Raw genomic sequence first — 22,066 nt, forward strand, 5'->3', positions numbered from 1 at the left:
CGAACGAAAGAAAGCAGGCCGGTTTTCTTTCGATAATTGCTTCACGGTTTTCTTTGGCCGTCTTATCTTCGAGGGAGAGCAGGACGGACATGCCGGGAAAGCCGCCGGGGCTGAGGGAATGCCGACGGTGGTTTCCGACCCCCCAGGAGGCAACGATGCCCCGACGTCCCCGCGACCTCGGAATCCCGAAGAACCCCGTCGAGTACTTCGCCGCCGAGCTGCGCGCATGCCGTGATGCGGCAGATCTCGGACGCCCTCAGCTCGCGGCGAGACTCGGATACTCGCCCCAGCGGATCGGTCAGATCGAGAGCGGCACCAGCGCCCCGTCCGAGAACTTCGCCAAGGACTGCGACACCTTCTTCGAGACGAAAGGGTCATTCCAGCGCATCTGGGAATGGATTCAGGATCTCGGGCAGTTGCAGGTTCTGCCTCCCGGGTTCGCTGAGTTCTTGCAACGCGAGGCCGCGGCTCGAGCGATCTACATGTTCGAGGCCATGGTGGTGACCGGCCTCTTCCAGACGCGGGACTACGCGTATGAACAACTGAAGGCGGGACGGCATCCGGAGGAGATCGAGGAATTGGTTGCGACCAGGCTCGCCCGGCAGAGCATCCTCGAAGGGCAGGACGCCTGCCATGTCGTTGTGGTCTTCGACGAGTACGCCCTCAGGAGGCCGATCGGCGGTCCGGAGGTCATGCGCGGCCAGATCCAGCACTTGATCGACCTGGCCGACCTGCTGAACATCACGCTGCAGATAGTCCCGAGCAGCAAGGGTGCGTACGCGGGCCTCCCGGGAGCGTTCACGATCCTGAGTCTCGACGAGGAGACCGATGCCGCATACGTTGAAGGGCATGTGGGTGGGCAGTTGATCGAGCGGAAGGACGTCGTGCGGGCATATGCGCACCGTCTCGACCTGATCAGAGGTGCTGCCCTGTCCACCGACGAGTCCCTGATGTTGCTTCATGAGATTTTGGAGGCTCTGTGAGCATCCGCAACGCGTCGGGGGTCCAGTGGCGTAAGAGCAGCCGCAGTACGGACACCGGTGGCCAATGCGTCGAGGTGGCGGCTCTCACCGCGGACGTAGGGGTGCGGGACTCCAAAGACTCGGATGGGCCTGCGCTCGTGTTCTCGGCCGCCGAGTGGCGGGCGTTCGCGCGGCGGGTGAAGGACGGCGGACACGACCTCGGCTGAGCCCTCCGCGTCCGGCGGTGGATTGTCGGTGGTGGGTGGGAGCCTGCGGGTGTGGGGATTCATGTGGCGAGTCGGCGGCGGGCGCGGGAGTCGGTGGTGGCGCAGTGGCCCGGGGCGGTGGTGCTGGACGTGACGTCGCGCGGGCCGGAGCCGTGGGTGCGGTTCAGCCCGTTCTACCCGCACGGGGGCATCCCGGTGCCGTTCTCCGGCGGGGTGACGGCGGCGTCGGTGGAGGGGATCTGGCAGGCGCTGAAGGTGTTCGACGGCGCGGACGTGGACGCGTCCAGGCTCGCGGTGACCTCGATGCGGGGGATCAAGCGGACGGTCCGCAGGTACGGGCCGGTGCGCGGGCACCGGGCGGGCCTCGACGGGGACGAGCTGCTGCCGTACGGGCGGGCGCGGCGGGAGATTTACCTGCCCGCGTACCGGTGGGTGCTGGAGAACGAGGTCGCGGACCTGGTCGAGGATCTGCGGCGCCTCGGAGAGGTCGTGCTGCTCGACTACACGGTCAACGGGGACGTGGACGATCTGACCAGGCCCTTGTCGCACGCGGCGCTGATCGGGCTGTTCGCCGAGGGCCGGTGGCCGTGACCGGCGCGGACGCCGTCCCTGCGAGGCGTCCGCGCGGAAGGCGGGCGGTCAGGCGCGGCCGCGGGTGAAGCGGCCGGCGAACGCCCAGCCGAGGCCGAGCAGCACGCCGCCGATGGCGGCGACGAGCCCGAGGGCGGAGAAGTCCAGCATGGCGAGGAGCGCGATGAGGAGCCCGTAGAGCATCGTGAGGGCGAACAGGGCGGTCCGGACGGGGTTGTTGTTCATGCCCGCCATGCTTCCGGGGGCGGGGCGGCAGTACCATCCACCGGTCGGTGGACAGTGCGGGCCGCGTGGCACGCCGGGAAGGCGGGCAGGTCATGAGCGGTTTCGACGCGGGCGTGGCGAGGGCGGAGAACGTCTGGTACCGGTCGTACCCGTTCTGGGACGCCTACTTCGCACTGGTGCTGGTCGGCACGATCGCGGCGACGGCGGCGGACGGGCTGCCGCCGGGCCGGAAGGCGGCGGCGGTCATGCTGCTGGTGCTGCTCGGCGTGGCGTACGCGGCGGTGGGCCGGAAGGCGCTGCGGTCCCGCGAGGAGCGGCGCCCCGGGTGCCGGCTGTACGCGGCGGCGCTGGTGCTGATGTTCGTGCCGGCGACGCTGCTGGCGCCGGTGACGTCGACGGGGCTGGCCGCGCTGGCGCCGCAGGTCTACATGGTCTACGGCACGGCCCGCGGCTTCGTGCTGATGGTGGTGCTGTTCTCCGGGGCGATCGGGTCGACGATGGTGGCGTCCGGCGCGGGGGTGACGCTGACACTGGTGATGATGCTGGTGGCCGTCGCGTGCAGCGGGCTGCTCGCCACGTTCATCGGCCGGCTCAGCGCGCAGAACCGGGAGCGGGCCCGGCTGATCGACGAGCTGGACCGCACCCGCGGCGAGCTGGCGGAGGTGAGCCGGGAGGCGGGGGTGCTCGCCGAGCGGGAGCGGCTCGCCCGCGACATCCACGACACGATCGCGCAGGGGTTCACCGGCATCGTGATGCTGGTGCAGGCGGCCGAGGCGGAGGTCGGGCCGAACCGGCATCTGGAGCTGGTGGCGCGGACCGCGCGGGAGAACCTCGCCGAGACGCGCGGGCTGGTCGCGGCGCTGGCGCCGCCCGCGCTGGCGCGGGGGTCGCTGGTGGAGGCGCTGCGGCGGCTGGCCGCCGACTTCGCGCTGCCCGTCGACATGGACGTGGAGGGGGAGCAGCGGCCGCTCGGCCCGGCGGTGGAGGTGGTGCTGCTGCGGGTGGCGCAGGAGACGCTGGCGAACGTCCGCAAGCATGCGGGCGCGACGTCGGTGCGGATGTCGCTGGTGTACGGGCGGGACGCAGTGCGGCTGACGGTCGCCGACGACGGCCGGGGCTTCGACCCGGAGGCGGTCGCGTCCGGGTTCGGGCTGCGCGGCATGCGCGGGCGCGTCGAGCAGGCGGGCGGCGACCTCGCGGTGCGCGGCGGCGCCGGTGAGGGCGCCGTGGTCGAGGCGGTGCTGCCGTGCTCCGCGTGATGATCGTGGACGACCATCCGATCGTCCGGGAGGGGCTGCGCGGGATGCTCGCGGCCGAGCCCGGCCTGGAGGTGGCGGCGGAGGCGGCGAGCGGCGACGAGGCGGTCGCGCTGGTGCCGCGGGTGCGGCCCGACGTGATCCTGATGGATCTGCGGATGCCCGGCGGGGACGGGGTGAGCGCGATCGAGCGGCTCGGCCCGGCGCACCGGGTGCTGGTGCTGACGACGTTCGAGGACGACGCGGACATCGTCCGCGCCGTCCGGGCGGGCGCGGCGGGCTACCTGCTGAAGGACGCGTCCCGCGCGGATCTGGCCGCCGCGATCCGGGACGTCGCGGCGGGCCGGACGGTGCTGGCGCCATCGGTGTCGGCGCGGTTGAGCGCGGCGCGCGAGGCGCCCGCGCCTCCCGTGCTGTCGGCACGGGAGGCGGAGGTCCTCGCGCTGGTCGCGCGGGGGCTGACGAACGCCGAGATCGGCGGGCGGCTGTTCATCGGGCAGGCGACGGTGAAGACGCACCTGCTGCGGGTGTTCGCCAAGCTCGGTGTGTCGGACCGGACGGCGGCGGTGATGACCGCGATCGAGCACGGCGTCCTGCCGCCGCCGTGATCACCCCTCGGTGGCGGAGCCGGCGACCGCTTCGGCGAGCAGGTCCTCCTCGGTGGCGCCGCGCCGCCAGTAGCCGGTGAAGGTGACGGAGCGGCGGTCGATGCCGCGCTCCTTCACCAGGTGCCGGCGCAGCGCCTTCACGGTGGCGGACTCGCCCGCGATCCACGCGTACGCGTCGTCCGGGAGCGATGAGCCGCGGACGGCGTCGAGCAGGCCGCCGGGGGAGACCCAGCCGATCTCCGCGTCGGCCGCGGTCGGCAGGTCCTGGCGGTCGTCCGGGTGCGGGGTCTCGACGAACACCCGCGCGGGCGCCCCGGCGGGCAGCCAGCCGAGGTTCCCGGCGATGGCCGGGAGCGCGGTGAAGTCGCCCGCGATCACCACGGGCCGGCCGTCCGGCGGGCGGAAGTCGCAGCCGCCGTTGTCGGGCCCGGTCGGGCCGAGCACGACCACGCGGTCGCCGGGGGCGGCGGCCGACGCCCAGCTTGACGCGGGGCCGGACGTCCCGCCGGGGTGCAGCGCGAAGTCGACGTCGAGCTCGCCGGGGCGCTGCGCCCGCACGGTGTAGGACCGCATGATGCCGCGTTCGGCGGGGTCGAGGGCGCGCCAGTCGGCGAACCAGGTGTCCGGCGACCAGTCGGCCGGCATGACGGGCGCGTCCTGGTGCGGGTGCGGCAGGAAGATCTTGAACCGCTGGTCGCGCCCGCCGGAGACGAAGCCGCCGGGTTCGCCGTCCAGGCACGTCCCGCCGAAGGTGACGCGCACCATCGAGGGGCCGAGCGGCGCGGAGCGAAGGACGTGCAGGTCGAAGAAGGCGTACGGGTGGCTGGGTGTCCTCATCACACTGCCTTTCGGTGGGCGCGGGGCCTCTCGGCGGGTCAGCCGGTCTTCTTCGCGGATCGGACGGTGGCGGCGAGCGCCTCGATGATCGGGGCGCAGCCCTCGTAGGAGAAGCGGGGCTCGGGCTGCCAGGGGACGACCTGGCCGGCCTTCACCGCGGGCAGGTCCTTCCAGGACGGCTTGGAGCCGAGGTCCTTGGGCTGCAGGGCCTGCGTGCGGCTGTCGAGCATGATGACGTCGGCCTTGTACCTGTCGGCGTTCTCCCAGCTCAGGCTCTCGAAGTAGCCGTCCTTGTCGAGCTTGTCCGGGACGACGAGGTCGAGGCCGAGCTGCTTGAAGTAGATGAGGTCGGTGTTCTTGGCCGGGCTGGAGGCGTAGAAGAGGTCGGGGCTTGCGGACGCGGCGAGCACCTTCAGCCCGGCGTTGGCCTTCACGGCGGCGCGCAGCGACTCGACCGCCTTGTCGAACCGGGCCTTGGCGGCGGTGACCTTGGCGGACTTCAGGTCGGCGCCGAGCGCGGCGGCGAGCGCGGCGGTCCGCTCGATCGGCTTGAGCAGCGGCACCGCGCCGGTGGAGATCGCGGCCTGCGGCGCGAGGGCGTAGATCTTGTCCTTGCTCTCCGCCGGGACGTAGAACAGCTCGTTCTGCACGAACATGTTGTCCACGAGCAGGTCGGGGCGGAGCGAGGCGTACTTCTCGATGTTGAACTCGCCGTAGGCGTTGCCGATGATCGTCAGGCGGTCGACGGGCAGGTTCCCGGCCTGCGGGTCGGGCTTGCCGTCCTTGAGCTTCGTCGGCCCGTAGACGCCGACGAGCTGCCGGTCCACGCCGAAGTCGTAGAGGGCGGCGAGGGCGCCGACGTAGCCGACGACGCGCTGCGGGCGAGCCTTGAGCTTCACGGCGGTGCCGCGGTCGTCGGTGAAGCTCCAGGCGCCGCCGGACGGGGACGCCTCGCCGTCGCCGCTGCCGCCGCACGCGCTGATCAGGGCGCCGACGGCGACGGCGCCGCCGGCGCCGAGGAAGCCGCGGCGGGTGAGACGGGGCGAGGGGGATGTCCACATTTCGGCTGCTCTTCTCCGATCGAACCTGATGGCCGGATTCCGGCCCGATGGCGGCTTAGGTTAACCTAACCTAAGTCGTTGTCCAGTGGCAGGGGGCGCCCGCAGCCCCCGTCCGTCCCCCCGGAGCCAGCCAGTGCCGTTGACCAGAACCCCGCAGCCGACGGCCCCGGCGCGCGTGCCCGACGTGCCCGACGCGCCCGCGCGGGAGCCCGTGCGGCGCCGCTCCGCCCGGGCGTTAGGGCTCGTGGCGGCGGCCGTGTTGCTGCTGGCCGTCGTCATGGTGAGCCTCGCGGTCGGCGCGAAACCGCTGTCGATCGGGCAGGCGTGGGACGGGCTCGTCCACAGCGGCTCGGGCTCGTACACCGTCGTCCACCAGATGCGGCTGCCGCGCACCCTGCTCGGGCTGCTCGCCGGCGTCGCGCTCGGGCTGGCCGGCGCGGTGATGCAGGCGCTGACCCGCAACCCGCTCGCCGATCCCGGGCTCCTCGGCATCAACGCGGGCGCGTCCGCCGCGGTCGTGTCCGCGATCTCGTTCCTCGGCGTCGTGTCGTTCGCCGGGTTCGTGTGGTTCGCGTTCGCGGGCGCCGGGGCGGTGGCCGTCCTGCTGTACGCGGTCGGCGGCGGGCGCGGCGCGACGCCCGCGCGGCTCGCGCTCGCCGGGTCCGCGCTCAACGCCGCGCTGTACTCCTACGTCAACGCCGTCCAGCTGCTCGACACCGCGTCGCTCGACCGGATGCGGTTCTGGACGGTCGGCTCGCTCGCCGCCGCGCAGACGTCCACGGTCGAGAAGGTCGCGCCGTTCGTCGCCGTCGGCCTCGTGCTCGCGCTGCTGCTGGCGCGCCCGCTCAACGCCATGGCGATGGGCGAGGACGCGGCGCGCGCGCTCGGCGCCCGGCCCGGACGGGCCAAGATCGTCGCGATCGGCACGGTCACGCTGCTGTGCGGCGCGGCGACGGCGGCCTGCGGGCCGATCATCTTCGTCGGGCTGATGGTGCCGCACTTCGTCCGCGCGCTCACCGGGCCCGACCTGCGCTGGCTGCTGCCCTACTGCGCGGTGCTCGCGCCCGCGCTGATGCTGGCCGCGGACGTGCTCGGACGCGTCGTCGTCCGGCCGTCCGAACTCCAGGTCGGGATCGTCATGGTGGTGGCCGGCGGGCCGGTGTTCCTCTACTTCGTCCGCCGTCCGCGCAGCAAGGCGGTCGCGGCATGAAGCCCGCCGTCATCAGAACCCCGAATGGGCTGTCACTGCGGTTCCGCCCGCGCGCGCTCGCCGTCGCCGTCGTCTGCCTGGCCGTCGCGCTGGGCGTCGGCGTGCTGCTGATCGGCAGCGGCGACTTCCCGATGAGCCCCGCCGACGTCGTGGCGACGCTACTCGGGAACGGCTCGCCCGCCGACTCGCTGATCGTGAACGAGATCCGGCTGCCCCGCGCGGTGGCCGGGCTCGCGGTCGGCGCCGCGCTCGGGCTGGGCGGCGCGATCTTCCAGTCGCTGACCCGCAACCCGCTCGGCAGCCCCGACGTGCTCGGCTTCAGCCAGGGCGCGGCGACCGGCGTGCTCGCGGTGATCGTGCTGACCGGCGGCGGCAGCGCGGCCGTCGCGGCGGGCGCCGCCGCCGGCGGGCTGCTCACCGGCGCGGTCGTGTACGCGGTGGCCGGACGGCACGGCGCGCACGGGCAGCGGCTGATCCTCGTCGGCATCGGCGTCGCCGCGATCCTCACCGGCGTGAACGGCTACCTGCTCACCCAGGCGAAGATCACCGACGCGGCGCGCGCCGTGCTGTGGCTGACCGGCAGCCTGGACGGCCGGGACTGGGCCGACGCGGCGCCCGTCCTCGTCGCGCTCGCCGTGCTCGGCCCGCTCGTGGTGATCGGCTGCGGGCGCGCCCTGCGGATGCTGGAGATGGGCGACGACGCGGCGCACGGCCTCGGTGTGCCGATCGAGCGGGCCCGGCTGATCATGCTGGCGGCGGCCGTGCTGCTCACCTCGTTCGCCGCGGCGGCGGCCGGGCCGGTGTCGTTCGTGGCGCTGACCGCGCCGCAGCTGGCCCGCCGGCTGACCCGCACGCCCGGCCCCAACCTGCTGCCGTCCATGTGCATGGGCGCGGCGCTGCTGGTGGCCGCCGACTGGGCCGCGCAGCGCGCGTTCACCGGCCACCAGCTCCCGGTCGGCGTGGTGACCGGGCTGCTCGGCGGCGGATACCTGGTCTGGCTCCTGGTGACCCAACGCAAGACGGGACGGATTTGATGAAGGACGCGAACGCGCGGCTCAGCGGCTCGGGCCTCACCCTCGCCTACGACAAGCGCACCATCACGCGGGACCTCGACGTGACGGTGCCGGACGGCTCGTTCACCGTCATCGTCGGGCCGAACGCGTGCGGCAAGTCGACGCTGCTGCGGGCGCTCGCGCGCATCCTCAAGCCCGCGTCCGGCACGGTCGTGCTGGACGGCGAGCCGATCGCGGGCTGGCCCGCCAAGAAGCTGGCGCGCACGCTCGGGCTGCTGCCGCAGTCGTCCATCGCGCCGGAGGGGATCACGGTCGCCGACCTGGTGTCGCGCGGCCGGTACCCGCACCAGGGGCTGCTGCGGCAGTGGTCCCGCGAGGACGAGCGGGTGGTCGCCGAGTCGATGGAGGCCACCGGGGTGGCCGCGCTGGCGGACCGTCCGGTGGACGAGCTGTCGGGCGGGCAGCGGCAGCGGGTGTGGATCGCGATGGCGCTCGCGCAGGAGACGCCGCTGCTGCTGCTGGACGAGCCGACGACCTACCTCGACATCGCGCACCAGATCGAGGTGCTGGACCTGTGCGCCCGGCTGCACGAGGAGGGGCGCACCGTCGTCGCCGTCCTGCACGACCTGAACCACGCCGCGCGGTACGCCACCCACATGATCGCGATGCGGGACGGCGCGATCGTGGCGGAGGGCGAGCCGGGGACGGTGGTGACGGCCGAGCTGGTCGAGGAGGTGTTCCGGCTCCCGTGCCGGGTGATCGAGTGCCCGGAGACCGGGACGCCGCTGGTCGTGCCCGCCGCGCGCGCCGCCCGTCTCGCCCGTGCGGCCGAGGACGCGCGCAGTGGCGAGGGCGCGCGCGACGCCGAGGACGCACCTGCCGCCGCCGGGGGCGTCCGTGCCGTGGAGGACGCACGCGCCTCGTGACCGGGACGTCCGTGGCGTGATGAGGGACACGAGCGGAATGTCGGGCGGCATCCAGAAATAGTTGTACGCTTATAACGGTTATAGGGGTACAACGATTGGAGCCCGCTTGACCGACCTCACCCCCCGCCGCCGGATGCTGGTGCTGGCCATCTGCTGCATGAGCCTGCTCATCGTCAGCCTGGACAACACCATCCTCAACGTCGCGCTGCCCACGCTGCGGCGCGAGTTCCACAGCTCGGTGTCCGGCCTGCAGTGGACCATCGACGCCTACCTCATCGTGCTCGCCTCCCTGCTGATCCTCGCCGGCTCCACCGCCGACCGGATCGGCCGCCGCCGCGTCTTCCAGACCGGGCTCGCGCTGTTCGTGCTCGGCTCGGTGCTGTGCAGCCTCGCCCCGTCGCTCGGCTGGCTCGTCGCCGCCCGCGTCGTGCAGGCCGTCGGCGGCTCGATGCTCAACCCGGTCGCCATGTCGATCATCACCAACGTGTTCACCGAGCCCCGCGAGCGCGCCCGCGCCATCGGCGTGTGGGGCGCCGTCGTCGGGCTCAGCATGGCGATGGGCCCGCTGGTCGGCGGCGTGCTGGTCGACTCCGTCGGCTGGCGCTCGATCTTCTGGCTGAACGTGCCGATCGGCCTCGCCGCGCTCGCGCTGACCGCCGTGTTCGTGCCCGAGTCGCGGGCCGAGCGGCCGCGCCGCGCCGACCCGGCCGGCCAGGTCTTCATGATCGTGCTGCTCGGCGCCCTGACGTACGCGATCATCGAGGGGCCCGGCCGCGGCTGGGGCGACCCCGCCGTCCTCGGCGCCGCGCTCGCCGCCGCGCTGTCGCTGGCCGGGTTCGTCCGGCACGCGCTGCGCGCCCCCGAACCGCTGATCGACCTGCGCTTCTTCCGCAGCGTCCCGTTCACCGGGGCGACCGTGATCGCGGTGTCGATGTTCGCCGCGTTCGGCGGCTTCATGTTCCTCAACGCCCTCTACCTGCAGGACGTCCGCGGGCTGTCGGCCCTGCACGCCGGCCTCTACCTGCTGCCGATGGCCGCGATGAGCGCGGTGTTCGCGCCGCTGTCGGGACGCCTGGTCGGCAGCCGCGGCCCGCGCCTTCCGCTGGTCATCGCCGGCGCCGCCACGCTCGCCAGCGCCCTGCTCATGGCGGTTTTCGACGCCGAGACCCGCAACGTCACGCTGTTCCTCGCCTACGTGCTGTTCGGCATCGGGTTCGGCATGGTCAACTCGCCGATCACCAACACCGCGGTGTCCGGGATGCCGCGCGCGCAGGCCGGCGTCGCCGCCGCGATCGCCTCGACCAGCCGGCAGATCGGCAACGCGCTCGGCGTCGCGGTGATCGGCGCGGTGCTGGCGGCCGGCACGTCCGGCGGCCGGTCCGGCGGTGCGGGCTTCGTGGACGCCGCGCGCCCGGCATACTGGGTGCTGGCCGGCTGCGCCGCCGCCGTGCTGGTGCTCGGCGCGGTCACCACCGGCCGCCGCGCCGCCCGCAGCGGCGAGCGGACGGCCGCGCTGTTCGAGACCGCCGAGCCGGCCTCCGGCGGACGCCACGTGACGGGAGCGACCACCCGATGAACCAGCCCGGCCCCGGCGCCGCGGCCCGGCCGGCGGACGGCACCGAGCCGGATCGCGCCCGCCGCGTCTGGCGCAACCTGTGGACGCTGATGCAGGAGCGGGGCGACCGGCGCGCCGAGGTCACCGAGGCGCTCGGGATGAGCTTCTTCCGGACCAAGGTGCTGCGCCGGCTGGCCGCCGCGCCGGAGCCGCTCACCCTGCGCGGCCTCGCCGACCTGCTCGTCACCGACCGCCCCTACATCACCCTCGTGGTGGACGACCTGGTCGAGCGCGGGTTCGTCGAGCGGGCCGCGAACCCCGCCGACCGGCGCTCCAAGCTCGTGACCGTCACCGACGCCGGGCGCGTGGCCGCCGCCGAGGCCGAGCGCATCCTCGGCACCCCGCCGGCCGCCCTCTACGAGCTCCCGCCGGAGGACCTGGCCGTCCTCGACCGCGTGGCCGCCCGCCTGGTCGAGGACCACTAGGCCCGGCTCCCCGCCCGCCCTGGCGCCTCAGCGCTGGCCGGCGGCGTCCATGCGGGCCCAGTCGGCCTCCCACAGCGCGTCGCGGTGGCGGTCGCAGCGGCGGCGGACGAGCACGTAGGCCAGCAGCACCGGTGTCGCGACGCCGAGGACCGCGGCCGTGGCGGCGTAGGCCGCGTCGGTGATCGTGCGGCTGTGCGGGCGCGGACGCACCGTCGGCTCGCCCTTCGCGTCGATCCAGATCGTCCGGTGCGCGCCGACCTCGGCCTTCTTCCAGCTGGGCAGGGTGCCGGTGCGGATCGACCCGTCGGCGCCCGGCCATTGCGCCTGCACCGTCTCGTGGATGTAGCGGTCGCCGGACGACCCGATGCCGCCGGTCGAGACCACGGTGGCGACCACCTGGTGGCGGTGCGCCCGCTCCGCGCGTTCGGCGCCGCTGCCCGCCTGGTAGGACCACGTGCCGGCCCACAGGGCCAGCGGCGGCGCCAGGCCGATCAGAAGCAGGAGCAGGCCGAGGCCGATCAGCCGCTGGACGCGGTCGATGCGGCGGCGCAGCTCGTTGTGCTCCCAGCCGCACCTGCGGCGCAGCCTGACGAGCGGCCCGCCTCCCTGGCCGATGCCGGACCCGCGCATCTGCGTCACCTCCCGGGAGTGTGCCCACCCGGCAAGAGGTCCTGGACCTTCTTCTTTTCCCAGGATATTCCCGAGTTCGATGATCGGCACATGACCGGTGCCCGAATCCTTTCCCAGCTGGGGCGGGGGATGCCGAGGCGATGGCCGGATCCGGCCATCGCCTCGGCGGGGGTCAGCGGCCCTGCGGCGCCGCGCCGCGGGCGTCGGCCGCCGCCCGCATGAGCTCGTCCAGCCCGCCCTGCACGCCCTTGGACAGCACGTCCAGATCGGGCATCGCGTCGAAATCGCCGGTGATCCCGAAATGGAGCGTCCCGCAATAGGAGACGATCGCGGTCGCGACCCGGATGCCGCCGGTCAGCGGCACGTACGGGTGCATCTCCAGGACCCTGCGCCCCATCACGTACAGCGGGAAGTCCGGGCCGGGGACGTTCGTCGTGACCGTCTGGACGATGTCCTGGCGCAACCGCACCGGGATCCGCGCGGCCAGCGACAGCAGGGCCGGCGCCACGGCCGTGTCGGTCAGCCGGGTGATCGCCTGCGTCCCCGCCGCCTGGTTGCTGCGCTTGACGTCGTCGGTCTGCTCGCGGACGCGGCGCAGCCGCTCCAGCGGGTCGTCCACGCCCACCGGCAGGTTCACGAACACCGCCGCGACCCGGTTGTTCAGCTCGCCGCGCTCGTCGGCGCCCCGGTGCGACACCGGCACCGCCGTCCGCACGACGGTGTCGTCCTCCAGCCGCCCGCGCGCGTTCAGCAGGTCGCGGTATCCGGCGGACACGGCGGTCAGGACGATGTCGTTGACCGTCCCGCCGAGCGCTTTGCGGACCGCCTTCACCTCGTCCAGCGGCACCCGCTGCCAGCACCAGCGCCGGTGCGGACAGATCGGGCCGTTCAGGGAGCCCGCCGACGGGCTCGCGAGGCGGGCCGTGGCGCGGGTCAGGCCGGACGCGAACGTGCGCAGCCGGTGCGCCTCCCGGACGGCGCCCGCGCTGCGCGCCACGTCCGTGAGCTGGCGCAGCGGCCGGGTGACGGTGCGCCTCGCGGCGTCGGCCAGCAGCGTCAGGTCGGACGGCTCGGCGGCCGGTTCCCACGGCTCGCCCTCGCGCGGCTGCTCGAACTCGGGGGACAGGTCGAACAGCACGGTCGCCAGGTCCATGCCGGCGATGCCGTCCACCATGCAGTGGTGCACCTTCGCGATCAGCGCCCAGCGCCCGTCGGTCAGGCCCTCGACCAGCCAGATCTCCCACAGCGGCTTGGCCGGGTCGAGGCGCTGCGCGAGCACCCGCCCGGACAGGTTGCGCAGCTGCTCGTCGTTGCCGGGCGCCGGGAGGGCGGTGTGCCGGACGTGGTAGAGGATGTTGAAATGCGGATCGTCCACCCAGACGGGCCTGCCGAGGTGCAGCGGGACACCTCGCACGCGCTGCCGGTACCGGGGGACGAGCGGGAGCTTGGCGGCGATCGTCCTGACGACGTCGCCGTACGAGGGCGCCGGGCCCTCGAACACGACCACCGAGGCGACGTGCAGGGGCGTGTTCTCGTCCTCCAGGAGGTAGAAGCTGGCGTCCAGTCCGCTCATGCGATGCACGGGGGGCTCACCGTCTTTCTGCCGTGTTGCGCGGGTCGGGGGGATGCGCGCCACCGGGCCGGCCGGCGGGGCGCAGGCGGCGGAGCAAGTCACGCTAACCGCGCGCCGCGCGAATAACGGGGCGAATGTGCCCGGTGTGAGCGGGGTGGCATCCGAGCATGGCCACATCCGGCCACATCTCTTCCGGCCCTTGATTCCTTGGCGAAACGCGAGGTCAGCGCGCGGCCAGGCTCTCCTCCGGCTCCGGTGACGGCTCCGCGCCGTCCCGCCGCGCGCCGGCCGCCAGCGCCAGCACCGCGCCCAGCACGCACATCCCGGCCGTGATCCAGAAGATCTCCCGGTACTCGGCGCGCAGCGCGTCCCGCAGCGCCGCCTTGTACACCGCCCACTCCTTCGCGAACTCCGCCTTCGACATCAGCATCGGCAGCGGCGGCTGCAGATGCGCCGTCAGCACGTGGAACCGGTGGAACCCCCACGCCGAGAGCGCCGAGATCCCCAGCAGCATCCCCATCATCCGCGCGACCACCACCGCCGCCGACGCGACGCCGTGCCGCGCGGCCGGCACGAACGCCAGCACCGCCGACGACACCGGCGCGATCACCAGGCCCAGCCCGAGCCCCGTCACCACGAGATCGACGTCCATCCGCGGCAGCGGGCCGTACGACGCGTTCGCCAGGTCCGCGGGCCACCCCGCGATCAGCACGTAACCGACGGCGGAGACGGCCATCCCCGCGGCCATCGGCCACCGCTCGCCGACCCGCCGCGCGATGATCCCCCCGGCCACCGCGGCGACCGGCAGCGCCACCAGGAACCGCGTCAGCAGCAGCGCGCCCTCGGTCTCGGTCTTGTTCAGCACGGTCTGGGCGACCAGCACCACGTCCACCAGCGTCACCATCAGCGCCGCCCCCGACAGGAAGCTCACGCCCAGCGTCGCCAGCAGCGGCCCGCGCCGCACCCCGCTCAGATCCAGCAGCCGCGTCCGGGCCCTGACCTCCCACACCACGAACACCGCGAGCACGACCGCGCCCGCGACCATCACCGGCAGCCCCCACGACGGCAGCGCCGACTTCTCCGGATCCGGGTTGTAGACGCCCGACACCAGCAGCGCCAACCCCGCCGCCAGCAGCAGCCCGCCCACCACGTCCACGCCGGGACGCGGCCCCTGCGGCCGACCGCCCGGCACGGTGAACTGCACCGCCACGATCGCGATCGCCGCCAGCGGCACGTTGATCCAGAAGATCGCGCGCCACTCCAGTGTCGCCGCGATCCCCGCCCCGTACAGCGGCCCGAGCACGCTGCCGAGCTCCTGCGCCGCGCCCACCGCGCCCAGCACCACCGGACGCCGCCGCTCGTCCCACAGGTCCCCGGCCAGCGCCATCGTCACCGGCAGCAGCGCACCGCCCGCCACCCCCTGGACGACCCGCCCCGCCGTCAGCGCCGGCACGTCCTGCGCCAGCGCCGTCACCACCGACCCGGCCGCGAAGAAGACCAGGCAGGCCTGCAGCAGCGGCCGCCGCCCGAACCGGTCGGACAGCTGCCCGAGCAGCGGCATCGCCGCCACGTACCCGAGCAGGAACCCGGTCAGCACCGGCGTGATCCGCTCCAGCCGGTTGACCGGGACGTGCAGGTCCTTCACCACCGGCATCAGGATCGTCGTGACGACATAGGCGTCCAGCGCGGCCAGCAGCACCACCGCGCCGCCGGCCCCGATCGCGATCCCGCGCCGGGCGGTCACTTCGGTGCGCTGATCTTGTAGGGGGCGTTGAAGCCGGTGAACGTGATCACCACCGCGCCCTGCCCCTTCGGGAACGCGCCCCGCACCTTCAGCAGCCGCCCGTCGGCCTTGCTCACCCACACCTGCCCGGCGAGGTCGTCGTCGATGCCGGGGATCAGCCCGCCGACCTGGTCCTGCGGCAGCGTCGCCCCGACCCGGTAGGCCTCCTTGCCGTCCACCTTCTCCACGGCCTCGGCCTTCGGCGCCCGCATCGAGGTCAGCAGCTTGGAGATGCCCCGGTTCGGGTCGAGCACCGCCGACGGGTCGTACACCGCCGACGCCATCGACTTCGGCAGCTTCCGCCAGCCGCCCGTCCCGGCGTCCAGGTAGAACGCGTCGCCCTTCGCGACGACCTTCGCCTCGACGTTCTGGCCCGACTGCTCCAGCGTCAGCGTCCCCTGCGCGTCACCGTCCCGGAGCAGCTTCATGTCGCCGCCCTTGACCATGATCGGCGTCTTGCCGTCGGACGCCACCGTGAACGCGACGCTCTTCAGGCCCGCCATGGCGCCGGCCGACCGCTTGAGGGTCTGCGCCCCGTCGAAGTTCGCCTTCGGCGCCGGCTTGTCGGATCCGCCGCCCCCACCGCACGCACCGGCCAGCAGCACGAGGGACAGCGGGACGAGACCGAGGATTCGTCTGGACATACGCGGACCCTACCGACCGGTCACCTCAGCCGTCACTCGGTACCAGGTCTGACTCGCCCTCGTCCTCCAGAGGGACCCGCTCAACCGGCACAGGTCAGCCGCAGTGCCCGTAGATGAACCTTGTACCGCCGGCGGCCCGGTACCGACGGACGGACCTGTACCGGCAAGGGGCGTGGGGGCGGAGCCCCCACATCGGGGGTCTGGGGGTCGCCCCCCAGAAGGACAGCAGGTTGGCGGGAAGGCGGCCGAAGGCCGCCGAACATGACGCCCGTAGGGCGGGCGGGACTCGAACCCGCGACCGGGAGATTATGAGTCTCCTGCTCTGACCAGCTGAGCTACCACCCCGGAGGCGGCGCCCCGTCGGTGACGCGTGGTCGGGGGCGTGCCGGTTGTCATCTTAGCGGCGGGGCGTCGGCGGGGGCCACCGGGAAGTCGCGGGGTGCGGGTCAGGCGGGCCAGGTGGGTCGGCGTTTGCCCAGGAAGGCGTGCATGCCCTCCTGGGCTTCGGGGGTTTGGCTGGAGGCGGCCATCACTTCGACGGCGTAGGTGTAGGCGTCGGCTTCGGGGCGGTCGAGCTGGGCGTACATGGCCTGTTTGCCGAGGGCCTTGCTGCGGGGGCTGCCCTGGGTGGCGCGCTGGAGGAGGGCGAGGGTGGCCTTGTCGAGCTCGCCGTCGGGGACGGCGTAGTTGACGAGGCCCCAGTCGGCGGCGGTGGCGGCGTCGACGGTGTCGCCGGTGAGGGCCATCTCGGCGGCGCGTTTGCGGCCGATGTTTCGGGAGATCGCGACGAGGGGGGTGTGGCAGAACCAGCCGCCCTTGCCGCCGGGGGCGGCGAACGCGGCGCTCTCGGCGGCGACGGCGAGGTCGCAGGACGCGACGAGCTGGCAGCCGGCGGCGGTGGCGAGGCCGTGCACGCGCGCGACCACGACCTGGGGGACGGACTGGATCGTCTGCATGAGGGCGGTGCAGACGCGCAGCAGGTCGCGGACGTCGGCGTGGGAGGCGCTGGCCATGTCGGCGAAGTCGTGCCCGGCGGAGAAGACGGGGCCGTTGGCGGCGAGGACGACGCCGCGGGCGTCGGTGCCGGCGGTCTCGGTGAAGGCGTCCGTGAGCTGCAGGAGGAAGGTCCGGGACAGGGCGTTGCGGCGCCGCGGGCGGTTCATGGTGATGGTGGTGAAGTCGCCGTCGCGGCTGAGGAGGACGTCATCGGCTTCGCTCATGCTTCCGACGTTACGTCAGACCCTCGTCGTACCGTGGGTTCGTCCACGGACGCCGAGGGGGTACGGCCTTGAAGCTGCTCACTGCCACCAACGTCGGCCAAGGTTTGCGCGACAACGATTTCGACTGGTGCGTCGAGGGCGAGCTGGTGCACATCGGCGTGGTGTGCGCCCGTGACCGGGACGACCCGGACGGCGGCTGCGGGTGCGGCCGCTCGTTCGCCGGGCTGAACTCGCACCGTGCGACGACGACGGCGATGGTGCGGGACGTGCCGGGGTTCACCGGCGAGGACTATGTGGAGGCGATCCGCTCCAGCCTGGAGCAGCAGGGGTGCGACCCGTCGTTCGCCGAGCACGACGCGGCGCTGCTGCGCTGCCTGGTGCGCGACTGGCCGGTGGGGGCGATCGTGGAGCGGCGGCTGAATGAGATCGTGGTCAGGCAGGTCGTGCAGCCCTGATCAGGAGGTGCGTTGTGCTCGTCGCGTTCTCGGTGACGCCGCTCGGCACGGGTGAGGACGTCGGTGAACTGGTCGCGGAGGCGGTGCGGGTGGTGCGGGCCAGCGGCCTGCCGAACCGCACCGACGCGATGTTCACCACGGTGGAGGGGGAGTGGGACGAGGTGATGGCGGTGGTGAAGGCCGCCACGGACGCGGTGGCGGCGCGGGCGCCGCGGGTGAGCCTGGTGGTGAAGGCCGACGTGCGGCCCGGGGTGACGGGTGCGATGGACGCGAAGGTGGAGACCGTCGAGCGGTACCTGTCGGAGGGCTGAGCGCCGGCCGGCGCCGCTAGGCGAGCCAGGCGGCGATCTCGTCGTCGGTGCGCGGGAGGGCGCACCAGAGGGCCTCGTCCATCGAGGAGCACAGGGGGACGCGGTCGTCGAGGCCGAGGACGCGGAACATGCGCTGGGCGAAGGGGCGGGCGCCGACGACCGCGAGGGCGGCGCCGTTGTCCTCGCAGCGGCGGGCGCAGTGCGACACGGCGCGCATGCCCTCGGCGTCGAAGAAGGAGACGCCCGCGACGTCCAGGACGAGGGGGCGGGCGGCGAAGTCCAGCAGCCGCGCCCGGACGGCGGGGGCGGACACCCGGTCCATCTCCCCGGTCAGCAGCACGGTGGTGTGCCGCTCGTGCTCGATGACGACCATGGCGACGGCGGTGTCCTTCACGGTGCCCCCAGTCCGTTGAGCCGGCCTGTCCGGTGACTTAAAAGCATCGCGCGAGCACGCAAGGTTGCCAAGCCGTTGCCCGCCATTGGCCCGTTCCTGTTCGTTCCGATCCGTCCGGCCGGGTGAGCGGGGCGGCACGGGCGAAGGCTCAGGTCATCAGCATCCTGGCCGTCTGGACGAGGGCGGTGTTGTCGGCGGCGGTGCCGTCCGGCAGGGTGAGGACGTCCTCCAGGCCGATGCGGGTGTCGAGGTTGAAGCGGACGGCGAGCCGCAGGACGGGCCAGGCGCCGCCGTCCTCGCCGTGCAGCAGGACCGGGCGGCCGTGGCCGGTGCCGAGCGCGTGCAGGAGGTCCTTCGCGGTCTCGACCGAGGACTCGGCACCGGTGTCGGTGACCTCGGCGAGGACGCGCAGCACCTCGCGGGCGCGGGGCCAGCTCAGAAAGCGGCCGGCGGCCTCGGTGCCGGAGAAGATCCCGGCCTCGACGGCGACGCCGCGGTCCAGGAGGGTCCCGGCGACGAGTTCGGCGCCGTCCTCGTGGAAGTTGACCGACGCGTGGTCGGGCAGGACCGTCCACGACCGGATCAGCGCCGCGCGCTCGGCGGGGCCGGCGGCGGTCCAGGCGCCGGTGGTGACGCCGACGGGCACGCCCGGCGCGGCCTCGCGGACGGCGGACAGCGCGGCGGCGACGTGGACGGGGTCCAGGGTGTCGGCGCCGGCGCCGTCGCGGGGATGCAGGTGGACGTCCTGCGCGCCGACGTCGACCGCGGCGCGCACGGCCGTCGCGATCTCGTCCGGCGTGACCGGGACCCCGGCGGTCCGCGTCCCGTTCGGGCAGACCTGAAGCATGTTCTGATTCTCCCAGCCGCCGATCGGCACCTCTGTGCGGGGCGTCCTCCGGGCGCCGGTCAGGGGGTGATCACGCAGGGGCCGCCGGCGCAGACGTCGACGGTCCGCCCGGTGGTCAGGAAGATCGCCTTCTGCTTCCGGGCGTCGGCGTTGCCGCGCGGGTCGGAGTGCGGGTCGCGGCCCTCGGTGGGCGGCGTGTTGGTAGTCGGCGGCGCGGGCGAGCCGCTGTCCCACACGACCATCGCCGACCCGCCGGTGGACGCGCCGAACGTCGGGATGCCCCAGTACGGCACCGTGTCGAGGCTGCGTCCCGGCCGGACGGTCGGGGCGTGGATCCGGGCGCCGATCGTGCGGGCCTCGACCTCGGCGGCGACGGTCGCGACCTGGTGGTCGCCGAAGGCGACGTGCATCAGCACCTGGTGCTTCGGCGTGCCCGGGTACGGGTCGTCGGTCATGTGCCAGGCGTAGCCGTCGGCCTCGCCGCGGTCCCAGAGCATCTGGATCAGCGAGAGGCCGATCTGCTGGTCGAGCTTGTCCGGGTAGAACAGGTCGAGCACCTTGGCGTACTGCGGGAAGTCGGCGCTGCGGTTGAGCAGCGTGCTGTAGTTCATCGCGGGGACGCCGAGGACGGAGCGGTGCAGGTCGGGGGAGACGGCGGTGAGCGCGCCGCCCATGATGCCGCCCTGGCTGTTGCCGTCGTAGGTGAGCGGCGCGCCCGGCGCGATCAGCGGCTTGCCCGACGTGTCCTGGAAGGCCTTGTCACCGGTGAAGCCGCGGGTCATCGCGCGGCCGAGGAACATGAAGTTCAGCATGCTCTGCTGGAGGCGGTCGGCGACGGTGCGGAACCGGGTGATGTCGGCGAGCGCGGAGATGACGTTGGGGACGTCCTCGTCGGACATGCCGATCCACTTGGTCGCGCAGAACACGAAGTCGTGCTCGGCGGCCATCGCCTTGACGTTCCCGACGTCGACCTCGCCCTCGCTGCCGAGCAGGCCGTGCCCGTACAGCGCGGGGTTCGCCGGTTTTCCGAACGCGGCCTTCGGGATCTCGCACTGGAACGGGACCGCCTGGCTGTTACCGGGCAGTTGCGACGGGAGCCCGTCCTTGCCGTAGTGGAACGCCGATCCGGGGAGGCCGCCGTACTGGTCGAGGTAACTCGGTGCCCACACGACGCCCTTCACCTCGCGGGCGATCTTGTCGTCGACGTCGTTCGTCACCTTCGTGACCAGGAACGAGGGCGACCTGTTCCCGAGCTTGCGGAGCGCGTCGTCGCGGATGTGCAGCATCGGCCCGGCGATGCTCTGCGCGCTGGCGACGGTGAAGTCCCAGGCCAGGTAAAGGCCGGTCGCGCCGACGCCGCGCCTGGCGAGGTCGGCGAGGACCTCCTTCTCGGCCTTCTGTCGCGCGTAGAGCGGGTCGGTGGACGGCAGCGCCGGGCCGAGGACCTTGCTGAACGCCGCGTTCGGCTTCAGGAGGTTCCCGGACGCGTCGCGCAGGTTCCGCAGCGCGACCGCGTAGTGGTGGCCCTCGACGAGGTTCTTCGCGGGCCGGACGATCAGCGCCTTGCGGTCGTCCGGCGCGTTGGCGTCCAGTTCCGCCCAGTACGGCCAGCGCTGCCCGGTCGCGGTGTCGACGAGGACGATCGGCGCGTCCGGCTTCAGCGACGCGCCGATGTCGGTGACGGGCGCGGCGCCGCTGCGCGCCAGGTCCACGCCGGGGACGCGGGCGAGCAGGTCGGAGCCGGGAGAGAAGCCGTCCGCCTGGTTCCACGCGTCCGGCGAGACGGGCAGGCCGAGCGCGTTCTTCAGCGTCGTGGTCATGTTCACGCGCAGACCGGTGGCGGTGTGCGGGTCGCCCTTGGTGTACCAGTTGCTCGGGAACGGCAGCAGGCACGACGCCGGGTCGATCGGGTCGCATCCGTCGTCGGTCCCGCCCGCGGTCGCGGTGTCGGCGGACGCCGGCGTCGCGGCGAGCAGGGCCGCGGACAGGACCAGAGCGGCGCCCGCCGAGAGGGCGCGCAGGGACAGGGCACGCATCGTCCACCTCCGGGGAGATCCGCGGCATTCGGGGAGATCTTGGTCTCACCGCGACCCGCGGTCAATGGGCGTCCGATGCCGGCCACCCGGAGGCCGTCCGGCGCGCCTTCCGGGGGGCGTTCGTCATCGCATGTTCCGGCCAGGTTAAATCTCGTGAAGTGACGGTTTCATGTCCGTTTCGGGGGGTGATCCGGCCTTGATCGCAAGCGATAGTGAGCGCAGCGCCGCACCCGCCGGGAAAGGACCGTTCCATGAAAGCCGTCCCGATCATCGACCTCGCCCCCTGGTTCCACGGCGGCGAGCGCGACCGCGCCGCCGTCGCCGCGCGGGTCGACGCCGCGCTGAGCGAGATCGGCTTCCTGGTGGTCACCGGGCACGGGGTGCCCGCCGCGGACCGGGACGCGATCCGCGCCGCCGCCAAGCGGTTCTTCGCGCTGCCGCCGGAGGCCAAGCAGCGGTACGCGGCGACCGTGGGGGAGCGCGGCTGGCTGCCGCCCGGCGTCGAGGCCAACGGGTACGCCGAGGGCACCGCGACGCCGCCGGACCTGAAGGAGACGTTCGCGGTCGGCGCGGACCGCCCGATCGGCGACCCGTTCTTCGACGCCGAGTGGTTCCTGCCGAACGTGTGGCCGGGCGAGGTCCCGGAGCTGGAGGCGCTGCTGACGCGCTACCTGGCCCGGATGAAGCGGCTGTCGGACGATCTGCTCGCGCTGTGCGCGGTCGCGCTCGGCCTGCCGTCCGGCTTCTTCACCGCGCACGCCCTGCACCCGTCCTTCACGCTGAACATCAACCGCTACCCGCCGCTGTCGCAGCTGGGGGAGCCGGAGCCCGGCCAGTTCCGGATCGGCCCGCACACCGACTTCGGCACCGTCACGGTCCTGGACCGGCAGGACGGGGTGGGCGGCCTGCAGGTGCACTCCGAGGAGGCCGGCTGGGTGGACGCCCCGTGGGTCGAGGACTCCTTCACCATCAACGTCGGCGACCTGCTCGCCCACTGGACCGGCGGCCGCTGGAAGTCCAACCGGCACCGCGTCCTGCCACCGGACACGAGCGCCCCGGACGAGGAGCTCGTGTCGCTGATCTTCTTCTACGAGTGCGACCCGGACGCCCGCGTCGAGCCGCTCGCCCCGCCCGTCGGCCGCACCGCCGGCGGCGCGGCCGTGCGCGCGCACGACTTCCTCCTCGAACGCCTCGACGCCATCACCCTCGCCTGAACG

The 22,066-nt window shown here is 73.2% G+C and carries 24 protein-coding genes and 1 tRNA gene; 13 read left to right on the plus strand and 12 right to left on the minus strand.

Features of this window, described 5'->3' with window-relative positions:
- Positions 1-155: 155 nt before the first annotated feature.
- The 3 genes from ABD296_RS32825 (at position 156) to ABD296_RS32835 (ending at position 1,780) form a co-directional block, all read left to right on the plus strand.
- Positions 156-983: a helix-turn-helix domain-containing protein gene (locus tag ABD296_RS32825; protein WP_344276171.1), complete on the plus strand. Its 828-nt coding sequence runs from the start codon at positions 156-158 to the stop codon at positions 981-983.
- Positions 980-1,189 (plus strand): DUF397 domain-containing protein, encoded by a 210-nt coding sequence (locus ABD296_RS32830; RefSeq protein ID WP_344276174.1) that lies wholly within the window; start codon positions 980-982, stop codon positions 1,187-1,189. Before ABD296_RS32825 ends, ABD296_RS32830 begins: the two co-directional genes overlap by 4 nt.
- Before the next feature lie 63 nt (positions 1,190-1,252).
- Positions 1,253-1,780, plus strand: a complete 528-nt coding sequence (locus tag ABD296_RS32835) for a DUF6939 family protein (protein ID WP_407061540.1) — start codon at positions 1,253-1,255, stop codon at positions 1,778-1,780.
- Between the two features lie 48 nt (positions 1,781-1,828).
- Here the strand turns inward: ABD296_RS32835 and ABD296_RS32840 are convergent, their stop codons facing one another.
- Complete coding sequence (locus tag ABD296_RS32840; RefSeq protein WP_344276180.1) at positions 1,829-2,005, minus strand: hypothetical protein; 177 nt, start codon at positions 2,003-2,005, stop codon at positions 1,829-1,831.
- A gap of 92 nt (positions 2,006-2,097) precedes the next feature.
- Between ABD296_RS32840 and ABD296_RS32845 the strand changes: the two genes are divergently transcribed.
- Positions 2,098-3,264 (plus strand): sensor histidine kinase, encoded by a 1,167-nt coding sequence (locus ABD296_RS32845; RefSeq protein ID WP_344276183.1) that lies wholly within the window; start codon positions 2,098-2,100, stop codon positions 3,262-3,264.
- The gene (locus ABD296_RS32850; protein WP_344276186.1) at positions 3,252-3,869 is read left to right on the plus strand and encodes a response regulator transcription factor; all 618 of its coding nucleotides are present in this window, start codon (positions 3,252-3,254) and stop codon (positions 3,867-3,869) included. Before ABD296_RS32845 ends, ABD296_RS32850 begins: the two co-directional genes overlap by 13 nt.
- Here the strand turns inward: ABD296_RS32850 and ABD296_RS32855 are convergent, their stop codons facing one another.
- Positions 3,870-4,706 carry a siderophore-interacting protein gene (locus ABD296_RS32855; RefSeq protein ID WP_344276188.1) on the minus strand — a complete coding sequence of 279 codons (837 nt, stop codon included), beginning with the start codon at positions 4,704-4,706 and terminating at the stop codon, positions 3,870-3,872.
- Between the two features lie 38 nt (positions 4,707-4,744).
- Entirely contained in the window at positions 4,745-5,767 is a 1,023-nt protein-coding gene (locus ABD296_RS32860; protein ID WP_344276191.1) for an ABC transporter substrate-binding protein, read from the minus strand.
- A 133-nt stretch (positions 5,768-5,900) separates the two neighbouring features.
- Here ABD296_RS32860 and ABD296_RS32865 point away from each other — a divergent pair, with 133 nt between their 5' ends.
- The 5 genes from ABD296_RS32865 (at position 5,901) to ABD296_RS32885 (ending at position 10,956) form a co-directional block, all read left to right on the plus strand.
- Complete coding sequence (locus tag ABD296_RS32865) at positions 5,901-6,977, plus strand: FecCD family ABC transporter permease (RefSeq protein WP_344276194.1); 1,077 nt, start codon at positions 5,901-5,903, stop codon at positions 6,975-6,977.
- On the plus strand, positions 6,974-8,011 hold the full coding sequence (locus tag ABD296_RS32870) for a FecCD family ABC transporter permease (protein ID WP_344276197.1): 1,038 nt from the start codon (positions 6,974-6,976) through the stop codon (positions 8,009-8,011). Before ABD296_RS32865 ends, ABD296_RS32870 begins: the two co-directional genes overlap by 4 nt.
- Positions 8,011-8,916, plus strand: a complete 906-nt coding sequence (locus tag ABD296_RS32875; RefSeq protein WP_344276200.1) for an ABC transporter ATP-binding protein — start codon at positions 8,011-8,013, stop codon at positions 8,914-8,916. The genes ABD296_RS32870 and ABD296_RS32875 overlap by 1 nt, the downstream gene beginning before the upstream one ends.
- A 106-nt stretch (positions 8,917-9,022) precedes the next feature.
- Positions 9,023-10,492 (plus strand): MFS transporter, encoded by a 1,470-nt coding sequence (locus ABD296_RS32880; protein WP_344276203.1) that lies wholly within the window; start codon positions 9,023-9,025, stop codon positions 10,490-10,492.
- Complete coding sequence (locus tag ABD296_RS32885; RefSeq protein WP_344276206.1) at positions 10,489-10,956, plus strand: MarR family winged helix-turn-helix transcriptional regulator; 468 nt, start codon at positions 10,489-10,491, stop codon at positions 10,954-10,956. Before ABD296_RS32880 ends, ABD296_RS32885 begins: the two co-directional genes overlap by 4 nt.
- A 27-nt stretch (positions 10,957-10,983) precedes the next feature.
- Here ABD296_RS32885 and ABD296_RS32890 read toward each other — a convergent pair whose 3' ends face one another.
- The 6 genes from ABD296_RS32890 to ABD296_RS32915 all read right to left on the minus strand — a co-directional run bounded on the left by ABD296_RS32890 (position 10,984) and on the right by ABD296_RS32915 (position 16,806).
- On the minus strand, positions 10,984-11,586 hold the full coding sequence (locus ABD296_RS32890) for an Rv1733c family protein (protein WP_455363870.1): 603 nt from the start codon (positions 11,584-11,586) through the stop codon (positions 10,984-10,986).
- Positions 11,587-11,758: 172 nt separating this feature from the next.
- Positions 11,759-13,159, minus strand: coding sequence for a WS/DGAT/MGAT family O-acyltransferase (locus ABD296_RS32895; protein WP_344276212.1), 1,401 nt, complete (start codon positions 13,157-13,159; stop codon positions 11,759-11,761).
- A 223-nt stretch (positions 13,160-13,382) separates the two neighbouring features.
- The gene (locus ABD296_RS32900) at positions 13,383-14,903 is read right to left on the minus strand and encodes an MFS transporter (RefSeq protein WP_344276215.1); all 1,521 of its coding nucleotides are present in this window, start codon (positions 14,901-14,903) and stop codon (positions 13,383-13,385) included.
- Positions 14,900-15,586 carry an LppX_LprAFG lipoprotein gene (locus tag ABD296_RS32905; protein ID WP_344276218.1) on the minus strand — a complete coding sequence of 229 codons (687 nt, stop codon included), beginning with the start codon at positions 15,584-15,586 and terminating at the stop codon, positions 14,900-14,902. The genes ABD296_RS32900 and ABD296_RS32905 overlap by 4 nt, the downstream gene beginning before the upstream one ends.
- 271 nt (positions 15,587-15,857) lie before the next feature.
- Positions 15,858-15,931: transfer RNA gene (locus ABD296_RS32910), tRNA-Ile, on the minus strand.
- Between the two features lie 101 nt (positions 15,932-16,032).
- Positions 16,033-16,806, minus strand: coding sequence for an enoyl-CoA hydratase-related protein (locus ABD296_RS32915; protein ID WP_344276221.1), 774 nt, complete (start codon positions 16,804-16,806; stop codon positions 16,033-16,035).
- Between the two features lie 68 nt (positions 16,807-16,874).
- Here ABD296_RS32915 and ABD296_RS32920 point away from each other — a divergent pair, with 68 nt between their 5' ends.
- Both ABD296_RS32920 and ABD296_RS32925 read left to right on the plus strand, forming a co-directional pair.
- Positions 16,875-17,261, plus strand: coding sequence for a DUF7715 family protein (locus ABD296_RS32920; RefSeq protein WP_344276224.1), 387 nt, complete (start codon positions 16,875-16,877; stop codon positions 17,259-17,261).
- Between the two features lie 14 nt (positions 17,262-17,275).
- Entirely contained in the window at positions 17,276-17,572 is a 297-nt protein-coding gene (locus tag ABD296_RS32925; RefSeq protein ID WP_344276227.1) for an MTH1187 family thiamine-binding protein, read from the plus strand.
- Between the two features lie 16 nt (positions 17,573-17,588).
- Here the strand turns inward: ABD296_RS32925 and ABD296_RS32930 are convergent, their stop codons facing one another.
- The 3 genes from ABD296_RS32930 to ABD296_RS32940 all read right to left on the minus strand — a co-directional run bounded on the left by ABD296_RS32930 (position 17,589) and on the right by ABD296_RS32940 (position 20,849).
- On the minus strand, positions 17,589-17,966 hold the full coding sequence (locus tag ABD296_RS32930; RefSeq protein WP_344276230.1) for an STAS domain-containing protein: 378 nt from the start codon (positions 17,964-17,966) through the stop codon (positions 17,589-17,591).
- A 148-nt stretch (positions 17,967-18,114) separates the two neighbouring features.
- Positions 18,115-18,813 (minus strand): 3-keto-5-aminohexanoate cleavage protein, encoded by a 699-nt coding sequence (locus ABD296_RS32935; RefSeq protein WP_344276233.1) that lies wholly within the window; start codon positions 18,811-18,813, stop codon positions 18,115-18,117.
- Positions 18,814-18,872: 59 nt separating this feature from the next.
- The gene (locus ABD296_RS32940) at positions 18,873-20,849 is read right to left on the minus strand and encodes a hypothetical protein (RefSeq protein WP_344276236.1); all 1,977 of its coding nucleotides are present in this window, start codon (positions 20,847-20,849) and stop codon (positions 18,873-18,875) included.
- Between the two features lie 251 nt (positions 20,850-21,100).
- Here ABD296_RS32940 and ABD296_RS32945 point away from each other — a divergent pair, with 251 nt between their 5' ends.
- On the plus strand, positions 21,101-22,063 hold the full coding sequence (locus ABD296_RS32945) for an isopenicillin N synthase family dioxygenase (protein ID WP_344276239.1): 963 nt from the start codon (positions 21,101-21,103) through the stop codon (positions 22,061-22,063).
- Positions 22,064-22,066 lie beyond the last annotated feature (3 nt).

Source organism: Actinomadura napierensis (genome assembly GCF_039529375.1).
Taxonomy (GTDB): Bacteria; Actinomycetota; Actinomycetes; order Streptosporangiales; family Streptosporangiaceae; genus Spirillospora; species Spirillospora napierensis.